The following is a 12,724-nucleotide window of genomic DNA, read 5'->3' on the forward strand; positions in this document are numbered from 1 at the left end:
CACCCCCCGGCCGGAAGGAGCGATGGGAAGTGCCGCGTGTCGTCGCCGTCGTGCCGAGCTACCACCCCGACCGCGACGTCGTCCAGCACATGCGTGCGCTCATCACGCAGGTCGACCGTCTGATCGTAATCGACGATGGTTCCGGCCCTGGCGCCGAGCCCGTGCTCAGCGAGCTCAGCGCGCTCGGTGCATCCGTGATCCGGCTAGATCAGAACAGCGGCATCGCGCGAGCCTTGAACATCGGGATCGGCGCGGCGCTCCGCGACGATGCCGAGTACATCGTCACGACCGATCAGGACACCGAGCTGCCTCGCGGCTACGTGGAGGAGTGCCTCTCGACATTTGCTCGTGCGAACCCGGTCACCAGGCTCGGCATCGTCTGCGCCGACCGAGTCAACGGCCAGCCCTCGCTCCCGACCTGGACCTCGCCGGAGGGCATCGGGCTGGTGCCGGAAGCCATCCAGTCCGGGTTCGTGATCTGGCGCGGGGTCGTCGAAGAGGCTGGACTCTTCGACGAGCGACTGGTCATCGACTGCGTCGACACCGAGTACTGCATCCGCGTCCGCGACCACGGCTTCCGGATCGGGATCGCTTCGGGCACCGACATCCGCCATGAGCTCGGGGAAATGGTGCCCTTCCGCCCGTTCGGACTCCGCCTGCGCAATCGCAACGGCACCTACGACTACCAGTACCACTCGCCGTTCCGGCAGTACTACATCGTCCGCAACAACATCGACCTCGTCTTCCGCTCAGCCCGGAAACACCCGCGCTGGGCGCTTGCCGTCGTGAAGCGTCAGATCGGACCCGCGGTCGATGCCATCGTCAGCGGCCCGCTGCGGTGGCGACACGCCGTGGCGACTCTCGTCGGCGCCGCGCATGGATACCTTCGTATCCGTGGCCAGATCCCTGCCGGACTCCGCCGCTACCTCACGCGACCCTGACCCTCAGGACCTAACGTGACCACCACCCTCCGCCTCATCGTCGACCAGCTCGTCGCGCCCGTTCCGGGTGCGCTCGGCCGGTACACGGCAGACCTCGGCTGCGCCTTGATCGCGACGGCGCCGGAGGGCTGCGAGGTGGCGGGCATCGTCTCCTCCTCTCCCGAGTCCGACTACGAGCGGATCAGGCTGGAGCTCCCGGGGCTCAGCGACCTCTATAAGACGTCGCTCGCGCGCCGCGAACTCGCGGCCGCGTGGCAGCTCGGGGTGACCACGTCGCCCGGCGGCGGGTTCATCCACGCTCCGAGCCTGTTCGCCCCGCTCCGCCGACACCAGCGGGATCAGGGCGATCAGACCGTCGTGACCGTGCACGACGTGCTCGCGTGGACGCATCCCGAGGCGATGAGCGCGGCCTCCGTGGCGTGGCAGAAGGGCATCATGAAGCGTGCGCGCAAGCACGCCGACGCCGTGGTGGTGCCGACGCACGCCCTCGCCGAGCAGCTGGCCGAGCTGATCGATCTCGGCGATCGTGTCCGCGTCGTGCCGACGGCGGCCAGGTCGGGCCTGATGCTCGGGCCCGATGCGTCGGAGCGGTCGGCGCGCCTCGGTCTCCCGCGCGACTACCTCGTCGTCCCCGGCACGCTCGAGCCTCGGAAGGGCCTCGTGGACGTGCTCGCGGCGCTCGGCCGGCCGGGCGTGCCCCAGGTCCCGATCGTCGTCATCGGGCCCGACAGCTGGGGCGAGCAGCATCTCGCCACCGTCGCCGAGGAGTACGGCGTCGCGGCCAACCGGGTGCAGCACTTCGACGACCTCGACGCCGCCGACCTGGCGGTGGTGCTGGCTGGCGCGCTCGCGTTCGTCGCCCCGAGTCACGAGGACGGGGCGGGCACGGCGCTCATCGAGGCCTTCGGCCTCGGCGCAGCGGTGATCCACTCGGACATCCCGGCTTACGCCGAAGTCGCCGCGGGCGCAGGCCTCTCGGTGCCGATCGGCATCGGCGACGGCTTCGTCGACCGCCTCGCTGCGGCGATCACGCGCGTCGCCGAAGACCCCGCGTTGGTCGAGCGCCTCCGCATCGCCGGGCAGGACCGCGCGAAGGCGTTCAGCTGGCGTGACGCCGCCGAACGCGTCTGGCAGCTGCACGCCGACCTCTGAGCACGCCAGAATCCGACCGCTGCGCGCTGCCGGGCGCAGCGTCCTCGGGCAACTCCGAGGGTGTCGCCTACTCCGCCGGTTCCTCGCTCGCGGGAGGCGCGACGGCCTGCTGCACGAGCTGCCTGGCGTACTCGTAGTCGGGATCCTCGGGGTCGAAGCCGTTGTCGGGCACGAGCTCCACGTCGACGATCGGCAGCTCCTTCGTCTTGCCGGCGAGGTTCACGAAGTAGCCCAGCATCGACTGCGGGACATCCGTCTTCACGACCTGCGCGCCCGCGGCCGCGACGTCCTGGAACTTGGTGAGCACGTTCGCCGGGTTGAACTGCGCGAGCACCGCCTCCTGGATCTGCAACTGGCGCGCCATGCGGTCGTAGTCGCTCGTGCCGTGCCGGGAACGGGCGTACCAGAGCGCGTGGTAGCCGTCGAGGTGCTGCTCGCCGGCGGGAATCCACTCCGCCACGGTCGTGAACGTCTCGTCGGCGTGGATCGGCACGTCCTCGGGGACGTTGATCGTCACGCCGCCGAGGGAGTCGATGAGCTGCTGGAAGCCGGCCATGTCGATGAGGACGTAGTACTGGATCTCGAGTCCAGTGATGGCCTCTGCGGCGTCGCGCATCGCCTCGATGCCGGGCTCGGAGCCCTCCGCGACGGCGTTCGGGTACATGTCGGGGCTCTTCAGCTCCACCTCGGTGTAGATCGAGTTGAGCATGCAGGCGTCCACCTCGCAGCCGTCGATCGAGCCGTAGCCCTCGGGGTACACCTGGTACAGCGGCGAGTCCTCGTTGAAGGGCACGTCCTCCATGTTGCGGGGCAGGCCGATCGTGACGGCCTGCCCGGTCTCGGCGTCGATGCTCATCACGCGGATGCTGTCGGGGCGGAGGCCGTCGCGGTCGGGACCGGCGTCGCCGCCCAGCAGCAGGATGTTGTACCGGCCGTCGACGGGCGGCTCGGTCGGCCCGGCGACGAACACCGAGGAGAGGAACCCGCTGGTCGTCGTGGCGAAGTACGCCGCGTAGCCCGCGGTGCCCGAAACGAGCACGAGGAGCGCGGTGGTCGCGAGCGCGAGCCAGCCGCGCGCGGCGGGCGCGGTCTTCACGAGGCGGAGCAGGCGCAGCGTGTCGAGCGTGAGGACGACCCACAGCACCGCGTAGAAGACGGCGACGAGCGCGACGACCCAGAGGGCGATGCTGTTCGTGGCGACCGTGAGCAGCACCGTCGGCCAGAGCAGCCACACCACGAGGGCCGCGACCGCGAGGGTCCAGAGCAGGAGCGTCGCCCCGAGGCCGAACCGGCCGAGTCGCCGATTCCCGGCGAGCACCTGCGGCGCACCCGGGATGAGGAAGTTCAGCACGACGAGCCACCAGGCCCGCCGCGTCATGAGCGGGCGGGAGGTGGTGTCCGGGAACCGGATGGGGCTGGCGGCGAGGCTCATCGCGCCTGCTTCAGCCGCTCGTTCTTCTCCTCGACGAGAGCGGCGAGCTCGTCGGCGTACGTGGCGAGCGCGGCTGCGAGGCCGGGGTCGGATGCCCCGAGGATGCGCGCCGCGATGAGACCGGCGTTCTTCGCACCGCCGATCGAGACGGTGGCCACTGGGATGCCCGCCGGCATCTGCACGATGGACAGGAGCGAGTCGAGGCCGTCGAGCCGGGCGAGCGGCACCGGCACGCCGACGACGGGGAGGGTGGTGACCGAGGCGAGCATGCCGGGCAGGTGGGCCGCGCCGCCCGCACCCGCGATGATGACGCGCAGGCCACGGCCCGCGGCCTGCTTGCCGTAGGCGATCATCTTGTCGGGTGTGCGGTGGGCCGAGACGACCTCCACCTCGTGCGCGATGTCGAACCGGTCGAGCAGCTCGGATGCCTCGCGCATGACGTTCCAGTCGGAGTCGGATCCCATCACGACGCCGACGAGCGGGGGGCGGTTCGTCTCAGTCACTCGAACGAGTGTAGGGCTGGCCGCTGGGAGATGACCGCAGCGCCACTCAGTCCTGGAAGACGGCAGCGGCGGCCCGGGCCTCGTAGACCACCTCGTCGAGGTCGTCGCCGACGGCGGTCACATGGCCGACCTTCCGGCCGGGGCGCGGAGCCTTGCCGTAGTTGTGCAGCTTGACGGTGGGGTGCCCGGCGAGCGCCTCAGGGTAGCGCTCCTCGAGCGTGCCCTCTTCGGGCCCGCCGAGGATGTTGACCATGACCGACCAGGCGCCGTACGTACCCGTGCCGCCGAGCGGGAGGTCGAGCACCGCCCGGAGGTGCTGCTCGAACTGTCCGGTGGTGGAGCCGTCCATCGACCAGTGGCCGGAGTTGTGCGGGCGCATCGCGAGCTCGTTCACCAGCACGCGGTCGTCGGTGGTCTCGAACAGCTCGACGGCGAGCACGCCGGTGACGTCGAGCCCTTCGGCGACCGCGACGGCGATGTCGCACGCGACGTCGGCGACCTTGCCCGCGGAGTGCGGCGCGGGGGCGATGACCTCGCTGCACACGCCGCCGACCTGCAGCGTCTCGACGAGCGGCCAGGCGGCCACCTCGCCGCTCGGGCGCCGGGCGACGAGCTGGGCGAGCTCGCGACGGAAGTCGACGAGCTCCTCGGCGAGCAGGGCGCCGTCGCCGCCGTCCTCCGCGACGGTGGCGAACCACTCGGCGACCTCGGCGGCGGATCGCACGACGCGGACGCCCTTGCCGTCGTATCCCCCGCGCGGCGTCTTCACGACCGCGGTGCCGCCGTGTGCCGCGATGAAGGCGTCGAGGTCCGCCGGCGTCTGCACCCGGGCCCAGTCGGGCACGGGGAGCCCCAGCTCGGAGAGCCGCTCGCGCATCAGGAGCTTGTCCTGCGCGACGGCGAGCGCGTGCGGCCCGGGTCGCACCGCGACACCCGCGTCGACGAGCGCGCGGAGCACGTCCTGCGGCACGTGCTCGTGGTCGAAGGTGATCACGTCGACGTCGCGGGCGAAGTCGAGCACCGTCGAGGCATCCGTGTAGTCGCCCACCCGATCGGCCGCGAGTGCGGCCGACATTCCGTCGGCCTCCGCGAGCACGCGCAAATCCACGCCGAGCTCGATCGCCGCGGGGATCATCATCCGCGCCAGCTGTCCGCCGCCGATCACTCCGACCCGCACCCGATCGCCCCGCTCTCCTGCTCGTGGGAAGTCGCCGGACCCGCCGGCGTGCGGCGCGAACGCACCGCGCTCCCAGTCTAGGCGCGGCACCGCGCGGCTATCATGGCCCGGTGAGCCAGCAGGTCGATGCGCGCCCGCGCGGGCGCGCCGCCGCCGTCCTCCGACGCGCGTGGCACGGGCTCATCGCGTACGCCCTGAAGTTCGGCGTCGTCGGGCTCATCGGCCTCGTCATCGATGTGGCGCTCTTCAACGCCCTCCGCCTCGGCGCGTTCGGAGCCGACGGCTGGGCGCAGTCCGCGATCGGCGCGAAGACCATCTCGACGAGCGTCGCGATCGTGTGCAACTGGATCGGCAACCGCTATTGGACCTTCCGTCGGCACCGCCGACGCAACTACCTGCGCGAGTTCGCCGAGTACGTCGTCGTCTCCCTCGGCGGCATGGCGATCTCGCTGCTGTGCCTGTGGATCAGCCACCACGTCCTCGGCTTCACGAGCCTCGTGGCTGACAACATCGCCACGAACGTGATCGGGCTCGGGCTCGGCACGGCGTTCCGGTTCCTGCTGTACCGGTTCTGGGTTTACGGGCACCACCGCGCCGACGGTCTGTCGAACCTCGCGAGGGTCGAGGAGGCGCAGCGCTCGCTGTTCGAGGAGCCCGAGCAGCACCCAGGCGACCCGGAATCCGGCGCCGAGCGCCGTTCGACGGCCTGAGCCGCGGGCGCCCGGCGGGCACTCACGCAGACGTCGGCAGGAACCAGGGCGGGTACACGGCGACGCGCGTCTTCACGCCGACGGCGGTGAGTGCCGCCCGGACCCGGTCGCGCACGCGATCGTTCGCGACCGCGATGAGCTGGATCCGCTCGAGCGGCACCTCGTCGCGCACGAGGAACTCACCGGAGGCGAGGCCGTCCTCGGCGACCGAGAGCCGGCGGAGCAGCCGCTCCCCCTCGGCCCAGCCGACCGCAGCCTGGGCGCCGGGCAGGGCGAGGTCCGCCGTGGACACGGCGACGTGGCCGTCGACCGCGGCGCGGGCGCCGGCCGCCTGGCCGGCGGAGCTGACCAGGAGGACGAAGTCCGCTGCCGAGCGGGGCGACTCCTCGGTCTCCGGGACGAGCCGCGGGTCGGGCTCGCCGTCACGGATCGAGGTCCAGAGGTGCGCCTCGGTGCTGAGGAAGAACGGCACGTAGGCGGCGATCGGGACCCCCGACCCCTCGAGCTCGCTGCGTCGCCGGAACTCGCGTGCGGCGGGGGCGGCGACATCCACGACGGGTGCGGCGGGCACCGAGCCGGCGTCCGCGAGGAGCGCGCCGGATCCCAGGATGCGGGCCAAGTTGTCGAGGTGCGTCAGGTGGTAGACGCGCATGGCCGCGGCGTCCACCGGCGGTTCCGTCAGCGGACGCCCGCCCTTCGACGGCGCCGGCGTGCGCGTGGCCCGCGCCGCCGTGCGGGCGGCGGACTCACCGGCCGGCCGGGCAGCGCGCGTGCGCGCGGCGACCACCGGCTGCGGGTCGGGCTCCGGGGCCTTCGGGGGGAAGCAGATGGCGCACAAGCCGTCGTCGAATCCGTGGATGCACTCGCCCAAGTCGAACCTCTCTCGCGGCTCGCGCCGGGTTCACGCGAGCACCGCCCGACCACTGTACGCGCTCCCGAGCGCTCCGGCGGACGCCGGAAGACGCCCGGACCGATGAGCCGCTACCTCGCGCCCCAGATGACGGTGTCGCCCTCGCCGATCGACTGCTCGGCACGCCGGTGCTCGGCGACGATCGAGTGCGACCCGCCCATGAGCTCGTTGAGCGCGGCCTGCACGGCCGCCGGACGCGGCACGTCCCTGAGCACGAACGGCCGCTCATGGCCGGTGTTGATCCGCACATCGCCCGAGCCGAAGATCCGCTGCCCGGGGGTCTGGCGAACCGTGAGGTCGTACCCGCGGCTGAGCAGCAGTTCACGCCGGCTCCGCACGAAGACGCCCGATCGCTGGATGATCCGCCGGGTCGTGATCGTGGTGCGCTTGGTGAGCCAGGACAGGAACGGCAGGACGCACGCGAGCAGCACCACGAGCAGAGCGGCGCCCGCGACCGCGACGCGCGGCCACACGTCCGTCACGGCGAAGACCGCGTACACGGAGACGCCGGCCACGGCGATGAGCACGAGCGCGGGCAGGATCAGCACCCGACCGTGACGGCGGACGCGCGCGACGATGCGCTCGGGCGCCGCAGCTCGCGGCGCCCCGGGCGCCGCCGTCTCGGCGGCCTTCGCGGCGGGGGTCATACGCCCATTAATAGCGCAGGTGCGTGACATCCCCGGCGGCGACAGCCTGGGGCTCGCCATTCTCCCGGTCGCGCACCACGAGCCGCCCGTCGCGGTCGATGCGCTCGGCCGTGCCGACGAGTTCCGCGTCACCGGGGAGCTCCACGCGAACCTCCTCGCCGAGGGTGCCGCAGACGGCGGCGACCCGGTCGGCGATGCCGCTCGCCACGGCGTCGCCGCCGGCCCCGGCGAGCTCGTCGACGAGGGCGATCAGGCGGCGCAGATACTCCGCCAGCACGGCGTCGGCATCGGGTCGCCGGCCCGTCGCGAGCAGGAGCGACGTCGAGGTGAGCGTCGGCAGGTCGTGCTCGTCGAGCGTCAGGTTGAGTCCCGCACCGACGATCACCGCGCCGGGCCTCTCACCCGTCGGCCCGGGCAGCAGCTCGCAGAGGATGCCGCACACCTTGTAGCCCGAGATGAGCACGTCGTTCGGCCACTTGAGGGTCACCTCGAGCAGGCCGGTCCCGTCGTCCTCGCCCTCACCAGGAGCCGCGGATGCCGCGGCCACCGCGGTGCGCACCGCCTCGGTCATCGCGACGCCGGCGATGAGCGGCAGCCACCCGTAGGCCTCGACGGGCAGGGCGACCCCGCCCGGACCATCGCCCCGGAGCACGACCGAAATCGCCAGGGTCTTGCCCGTCGGAGCGAGCCAGGTGCGACCGAGCCGGCCGCGCCCCGCGGTCTGGTCATCGGTGACGAGCGCGGAGCCATGGGGCCAGGCCGAGGCATCCGTCGCCTGCACGGCGAGCCGCAGCTCATCGTTCGTTGACGTCGCCTGCTCGACGAACTCGAACCTCGGCACGGCCTCGACCGCCCGCTTCCATTCCATGCCGCACCCTCCGCGCCCGTGTGGGATTCAGGCTAGTGTCCGGGCCTGATTTGTAGGAAACCGTCAACGAAGCGGCCGTGAGAGGCGCCGGTAGAGTGAACGGCGTGACCGACACGATCAGCGACGGCCCCGACCTCTCCACGACCGCCGGCAAGCTCGCCGACCTCAAGCAGCGCTACCACGAAGCGGTGACCGCCTCCGGCGAGGCGGCGATCGAGAAGCAGCACGCCAAGGGCAAGATGACCGCCCGCGAGCGCATCGCCGAGCTCCTCGACCCGGGGTCCTTCGTCGAGCTGGACGAGTTCGTCCGTCACCGCACGCACGCGTTCGGCATGGAGGCCAAGCGGCCCTACGGCGACGCGGTCGTCACGGGCACCGGCACCATCCACGGACGTCAGGTCGCCGTCTACTCGCAGGACTTCACCATCTTCGGCGGCTCGCTCGGCGAGGTCGCCGGCGAGAAGATCATCAAGGTCCAGGAGCTCGCGCTGAAGACGGGCGTGCCCATCATCGGCATCCTCGACTCGGGCGGAGCCCGCATCCAGGAGGGCGTCGTCGCGCTCGGCAAGTACGGCGAGATCTTCCGCCGCAACACGGCCGCGTCCGGCGTGATCCCGCAGATCTCGATCGTCTGCGGTCCGGCGGCCGGCGGCGCCGTCTACTCCCCCGCCCTCACCGACTTCGTCATCATGGTCGACAAGACCAGCCAGATGTTCGTCACGGGGCCGGACGTCATCAAGACCGTGACCGGCGAGGACGTCGGCATGGAGGAGCTCGGCGGCGCGCTCACGCACAACACCGTCTCGGGCGTCGCTCACTACCTCGCGAGCGACGAATCCGACGCCCTCGACTACGTCCGCACGCTCGTGTCCTTCCTGCCCGACAACAACCTGTCCGAGCCGCCGGTGTTCGAGGCCGAGACGGAGCTCGAGATCACCGACGCCGACCGCCGGCTCGACACGGTCATCCCCGACTCCCCGAACCAGCCGTACGACATGCACACCGTCATCGAGGGCATCGTCGACCACGGCGACTTCCTCGAGGTGCAGCCGCTGTTCGCGCCGAACATCGTCGTCGGGTTCGCCCGCGTCGAGGGCCGGTCGGTCGGCATCATCGCGAATCAGCCGAGCCAGATGGCCGGCACGCTCAACATCGCCGCGGGCGAGAAGGCGGCCCGGTTCGTGCGGTTCTGCGACGCGTTCGGCATCCCGATCCTCACCCTCGTCGACGTGCCCGGCTACCTGCCCGGCACCGACCAGGAGTGGACCGGCGTCATCCGACGCGGCGCGAAGCTGCTCTACGCGTACGCCGAGGCGACGGTGCCGCTCGTCACCGTCATCACACGGAAGGCGTACGGCGGGGCCTACATCGTCATGGGCTCGAAGCAGCTGGGCGCCGACATCAACCTCGCCTGGCCGACCGCCGAGATCGCGGTGATGGGCGGTCAGGGCGCCGTGAACATCCTCTACCGCGGGGAGATCAAGCGCGCCGAGGAGGCCGGCGAAGACGTCGCGGCGGTCCGCACGCAGCTCGCCAACGAGTACACCTACAACGTCGCCTCGCCGTTCCTCGCCGCCGAACGCGGCGAGCTCGACGGCGTCATCGAGCCGGCCGCGACGCGCGTCTCGCTCGTGAAGGCGCTGCGGATGCTCCGCACCAAGCGTGCGAGCCTGCCGCCGAAGAAGCACGGGAACATCCCGCTGTAGGGGGACGCATGACCGACGACACGACCGCTCCCGACCTCCGCTTCCTCACCTCGGTCTCCGCCGAAGAGGCGGCCGCCGCCACCGCGGTGCTCCTCGCGGCCATGGCCGAGCACACCGACACCCCGACCGCGGCGACCGGCGACGACCGGCGCTGGGTGCGCGGCGCCGGCGCGCTCCGGGCGCCGCTGACCGCCGGCCCCGGACGCTGGGCGTCGTGGGGTCGATGAGCGCCCCCCACGGCTGTCCCCCGAAATGCTGACTTCACTTCCCGGCTGCCGTCGCCCAAGATGATGGTGCAGGCTCTTCGTGAGCCGCCCGCGACGCCGGACGGGTAACCGGCCTCGCTGCAATGGGGCGAGTCAGGGCGATATTCGGGTTGTCGCCGTGACTCGGGCTTGATGGGGGCCGGTCATCGACCGGCCCCCTCCTCTTTTCCCGGATCTCTTTACGCGACCCTGCGACCTCCTCGCGCGGCAGCCGTCAGATCCGGCGCGGGATCTCCAGCCAGAGCTCCACCTCGGCGTCCTCCGTGTCCGCAGTGTCGACGCCCTCGTCACCTGGCACCACGAGTCCGACGACCGTCACCGCGACCGGGGAGCCCTCGGCGGCCGTCCGCGCGATGATCCGGTCGGCGCGCGACTTCGCGATCGCTTCGGCCAGACGCGAGAGCACGCGGTCGCGCGTCGCCTCGTCGAGATCGTCGATGCCGCCCTCATCGAGGAGCGTCACCAGCACACCGCGCTCGCGGGCATGCTGCACCTCGGCGCGCACGACGTCGGTGAGGAGCATCCGGCCCCGGATCTCGTCGCGGATCGCCGCCTCCAGCATCCGGCACTCGCGACGTTGCGCCTCGGTGAGGACCCCGCCGCGGTCGGCGATCCGGCGCAGCATGGGCGCGGCGATGCGGTTGGTCTGCGCGAGGCGCATCCGGCCTTCGAAGAGATGCGCGTCCTGGGCCGCCTGCCAGGCCGCCGCCTCCCGCTCGGCCTGCGCATACCGGCGAGCCTCGCGCGCCGCGGTCGCGAGCGCGACGGTGAGCATGTGCGCGATTGCCACCCACACGATGCTGCCGACGACGCCGAGCGTGCCGAGGGCGGGCACGCCGGCCCACACGACCGTCTGCACGGCGAGGGATGCCACGCCGAGCCAGGCGGCCACGAGCTGGCGTCGGGCGGCCGTGATGGTCATGAGGGTGCCGACCGCCGCGACGTACCACGTCGCGTAGCCGTTGTCGGCCGAGGCATCCAGCTGACCGGTGACGAGCAGCGGCATGGCGATGCTGACGGCCAGGTCGAAGGCGGCAAGCCAGTCGGGCATGCGCATGCGCCGCACCGGCCAGAGGCTCAGCACCGTGGCCACGGCGTACAGCACGAGCGCGACGACGGCGGGCCAGGGGTTGTCGGGGATGTCGAGCGAGGTGATGCCGAGCACCACGTGGTACGCGGAGAACAGGGCGGCGAGCACCAGCATCAGCCACCTGGGGACGGTGATCACGAGGCATCCCCCATCGCCTCGGCGGGCCAGGCGAGCACGACGGTCGTGCCGTGTCCGGGCCGCGCATCCAGCCGGGAACGTCCGCCGGCGTTCGCCATGCGCTCCTCGATCGATACGCGCAGACCGAGGCGCTCCTGCGGAACCGCGGCGGGGTCGAACCCCGCGCCGTTGTCGGAGACCTCGATGACGCAGCCGCCGGCCCGCACGCCGCGGACGCGGAGCTCGCGCCGGGTCGTGCGCCCCGGCTCGTCGGCGTGCTGCGCCGAGTTCACCATCGCCTGCACGGCGGCCGTGTACAGGGCGTCCACCGCCTCGACGGGCAGCTCCACGCCGCCCGCGTTCACCACGCGCACCGTGAACGGCGTCGTGAACGTCGTCATCGCGGCGCGGAGCCGCCGCACGAGGACCGTCAGCGCGACGCGCTCGAGCGAGCGCGGGCCCGTCGCGCCGGCCTCGTCCAGGCGTTTCACCGCGTCGCGCGCCATCCGTGCCGCGAGCGCCTGCTCGTCGGGCGTGGTCGCCGCGGCCGCCGAGAGCAGGGTCGTCAGCACCGAATCGTGCACGAGCGCGTCGATCTTCACCCGCTCGATCTCGGTCGCGTGCTGCCTCGCGGCGACGTCGTAGCGCTGCAGCGCGGCGTCCTGCGCCTGGTCGACGGCCTCGGCCGCCTGCCGCAGCATCGTGATGATCACGAGCACGACGATGCCGAGGATGAGCGCGTAGACCGCGTCGAGTCCGGCGAGCGCGGGGCCGACGCCCCCGCCGGCCGGTGACAGCCGGACGAGGCCGTAGAGCATCGGCACCGCGACGGTGTAGCCGACGGCGCCGCCCACCGGGAACGCCACGACGGCCGCCGTCGTCGCGATCGTGCAGAGGTAGTACAGCCAGGGCGCACGTCCCTCGAGGAGCGCGGGATCTTCGACCAGGGCCGGCCAGGCCGCGAGCGCGAGGGCGTACGCGAACGCGTAGCTCGTGGCGGCGGTGCGCACCCCGACCCGGGTGAATGTCGCGAGGGCGACGACCACGGCGATGCCGTACAGCACGGCCATGAGCGCGATGCCCGCGCCGTCGACGAGCGCGCCCGCCTGGGCGAGCGCCGACGGCACGGTCTGCGCCGAGAACACCAGCCCGAAGACGCCGAGCGCGCGCGCGGCGACGGTCTCGACCTGCGCGCGGGTCACGGC

At 72.0% G+C, this 12,724-nt stretch carries 13 protein-coding genes; 5 read left to right on the plus strand and 8 right to left on the minus strand.

Going from position 1 to position 12,724, the window contains the following annotated elements:
* The first annotated feature begins 29 nt into the window (after positions 1-29).
* A complete protein-coding gene (locus ABIQ69_RS11880) occupies positions 30-941 on the plus strand; it encodes a glycosyltransferase (RefSeq protein WP_350347331.1) in 912 nt (303 codons plus the stop codon).
* Positions 942-956: 15 nt separating this feature from the next.
* The gene (locus ABIQ69_RS11885; protein ID WP_350347332.1) at positions 957-2,093 is read left to right on the plus strand and encodes a glycosyltransferase family 1 protein; all 1,137 of its coding nucleotides are present in this window, start codon (positions 957-959) and stop codon (positions 2,091-2,093) included.
* 67 nt (positions 2,094-2,160) lie between these two features.
* Here the strand turns inward: ABIQ69_RS11885 and ABIQ69_RS11890 are convergent, their stop codons facing one another.
* The 3 genes from ABIQ69_RS11890 to ABIQ69_RS11900 all read right to left on the minus strand — a co-directional run bounded on the left by ABIQ69_RS11890 (position 2,161) and on the right by ABIQ69_RS11900 (position 5,205).
* Positions 2,161-3,525 (minus strand): LCP family protein, encoded by a 1,365-nt coding sequence (locus ABIQ69_RS11890; RefSeq protein WP_350347333.1) that lies wholly within the window; start codon positions 3,523-3,525, stop codon positions 2,161-2,163.
* On the minus strand, positions 3,522-3,989 hold the full coding sequence (purE, locus tag ABIQ69_RS11895; RefSeq protein ID WP_350350014.1) for a 5-(carboxyamino)imidazole ribonucleotide mutase: 468 nt from the start codon (positions 3,987-3,989) through the stop codon (positions 3,522-3,524). The genes ABIQ69_RS11890 and purE overlap by 4 nt, the downstream gene beginning before the upstream one ends.
* A gap of 85 nt (positions 3,990-4,074) precedes the next feature.
* On the minus strand, positions 4,075-5,205 hold the full coding sequence (locus ABIQ69_RS11900; protein ID WP_350347334.1) for a 5-(carboxyamino)imidazole ribonucleotide synthase: 1,131 nt from the start codon (positions 5,203-5,205) through the stop codon (positions 4,075-4,077).
* Positions 5,206-5,315: 110 nt separating this feature from the next.
* Between ABIQ69_RS11900 and ABIQ69_RS11905 the strand changes: the two genes are divergently transcribed.
* A complete protein-coding gene (locus ABIQ69_RS11905) occupies positions 5,316-5,915 on the plus strand; it encodes a GtrA family protein (RefSeq protein WP_350347335.1) in 600 nt (199 codons plus the stop codon).
* Positions 5,916-5,937: 22 nt separating this feature from the next.
* On the opposite strand, the gene ABIQ69_RS11910 is transcribed toward ABIQ69_RS11905, so the two are convergent.
* The 3 genes from ABIQ69_RS11910 to ABIQ69_RS11920 all read right to left on the minus strand — a co-directional run bounded on the left by ABIQ69_RS11910 (position 5,938) and on the right by ABIQ69_RS11920 (position 8,340).
* The gene (locus ABIQ69_RS11910; protein WP_350347336.1) at positions 5,938-6,786 is read right to left on the minus strand and encodes a DarT ssDNA thymidine ADP-ribosyltransferase family protein; all 849 of its coding nucleotides are present in this window, start codon (positions 6,784-6,786) and stop codon (positions 5,938-5,940) included.
* Between the two features lie 110 nt (positions 6,787-6,896).
* A complete protein-coding gene (locus ABIQ69_RS11915; protein WP_350347337.1) occupies positions 6,897-7,472 on the minus strand; it encodes a PH domain-containing protein in 576 nt (191 codons plus the stop codon).
* A 7-nt stretch (positions 7,473-7,479) separates the two neighbouring features.
* Positions 7,480-8,340 carry a biotin--[acetyl-CoA-carboxylase] ligase gene (locus ABIQ69_RS11920; protein ID WP_350347338.1) on the minus strand — a complete coding sequence of 287 codons (861 nt, stop codon included), beginning with the start codon at positions 8,338-8,340 and terminating at the stop codon, positions 7,480-7,482.
* A gap of 116 nt (positions 8,341-8,456) precedes the next feature.
* Here ABIQ69_RS11920 and ABIQ69_RS11925 point away from each other — a divergent pair, with 116 nt between their 5' ends.
* Both ABIQ69_RS11925 and ABIQ69_RS11930 read left to right on the plus strand, forming a co-directional pair.
* A complete protein-coding gene (locus ABIQ69_RS11925) occupies positions 8,457-10,046 on the plus strand; it encodes an acyl-CoA carboxylase subunit beta (RefSeq protein WP_350350015.1) in 1,590 nt (529 codons plus the stop codon).
* A gap of 8 nt (positions 10,047-10,054) precedes the next feature.
* On the plus strand, positions 10,055-10,273 hold the full coding sequence (locus ABIQ69_RS11930) for an acyl-CoA carboxylase epsilon subunit (protein WP_350347339.1): 219 nt from the start codon (positions 10,055-10,057) through the stop codon (positions 10,271-10,273).
* 253 nt (positions 10,274-10,526) lie between these two features.
* Here ABIQ69_RS11930 and ABIQ69_RS11935 read toward each other — a convergent pair whose 3' ends face one another.
* Positions 10,527-11,540: a hypothetical protein gene (locus ABIQ69_RS11935; protein ID WP_350347340.1), complete on the minus strand. Its 1,014-nt coding sequence runs from the start codon at positions 11,538-11,540 to the stop codon at positions 10,527-10,529.
* Positions 11,537-12,721 (minus strand): ATP-binding protein, encoded by a 1,185-nt coding sequence (locus tag ABIQ69_RS11940; protein WP_350347341.1) that lies wholly within the window; start codon positions 12,719-12,721, stop codon positions 11,537-11,539. The genes ABIQ69_RS11935 and ABIQ69_RS11940 overlap by 4 nt, the downstream gene beginning before the upstream one ends.
* Positions 12,722-12,724 lie beyond the last annotated feature (3 nt).

Source organism: Agromyces sp. G08B096, assembly GCF_040267705.1.
GTDB lineage: Bacteria > Actinomycetota > Actinomycetes > Actinomycetales > Microbacteriaceae > Agromyces.

Bases quoted from the DNA above. Each gene is read 5' to 3' on its own strand.
- ABIQ69_RS11890 (WP_350347333.1), bottom strand. From the start codon at position 3,525: ATGAGCCTCGCCGCCAGCCCCATCCGGTTCCCGGACACCACCTCCCGC.
- purE (WP_350350014.1), bottom strand. From the start codon at position 3,989: ATGGGATCCGACTCCGACTGGAACGTCATGCGCGAGGCATCCGAGCTG.
- ABIQ69_RS11915 (WP_350347337.1), bottom strand. From the start codon at position 7,472: ATGACCCCCGCCGCGAAGGCCGCCGAGACGGCGGCGCCCGGGGCGCCG.
- ABIQ69_RS11920 (WP_350347338.1), bottom strand. From the start codon at position 8,340: ATGGAATGGAAGCGGGCGGTCGAGGCCGTGCCGAGGTTCGAGTTCGTC.
- ABIQ69_RS11930 (WP_350347339.1), top strand. From the start codon at position 10,055: ATGACCGACGACACGACCGCTCCCGACCTCCGCTTCCTCACCTCGGTC.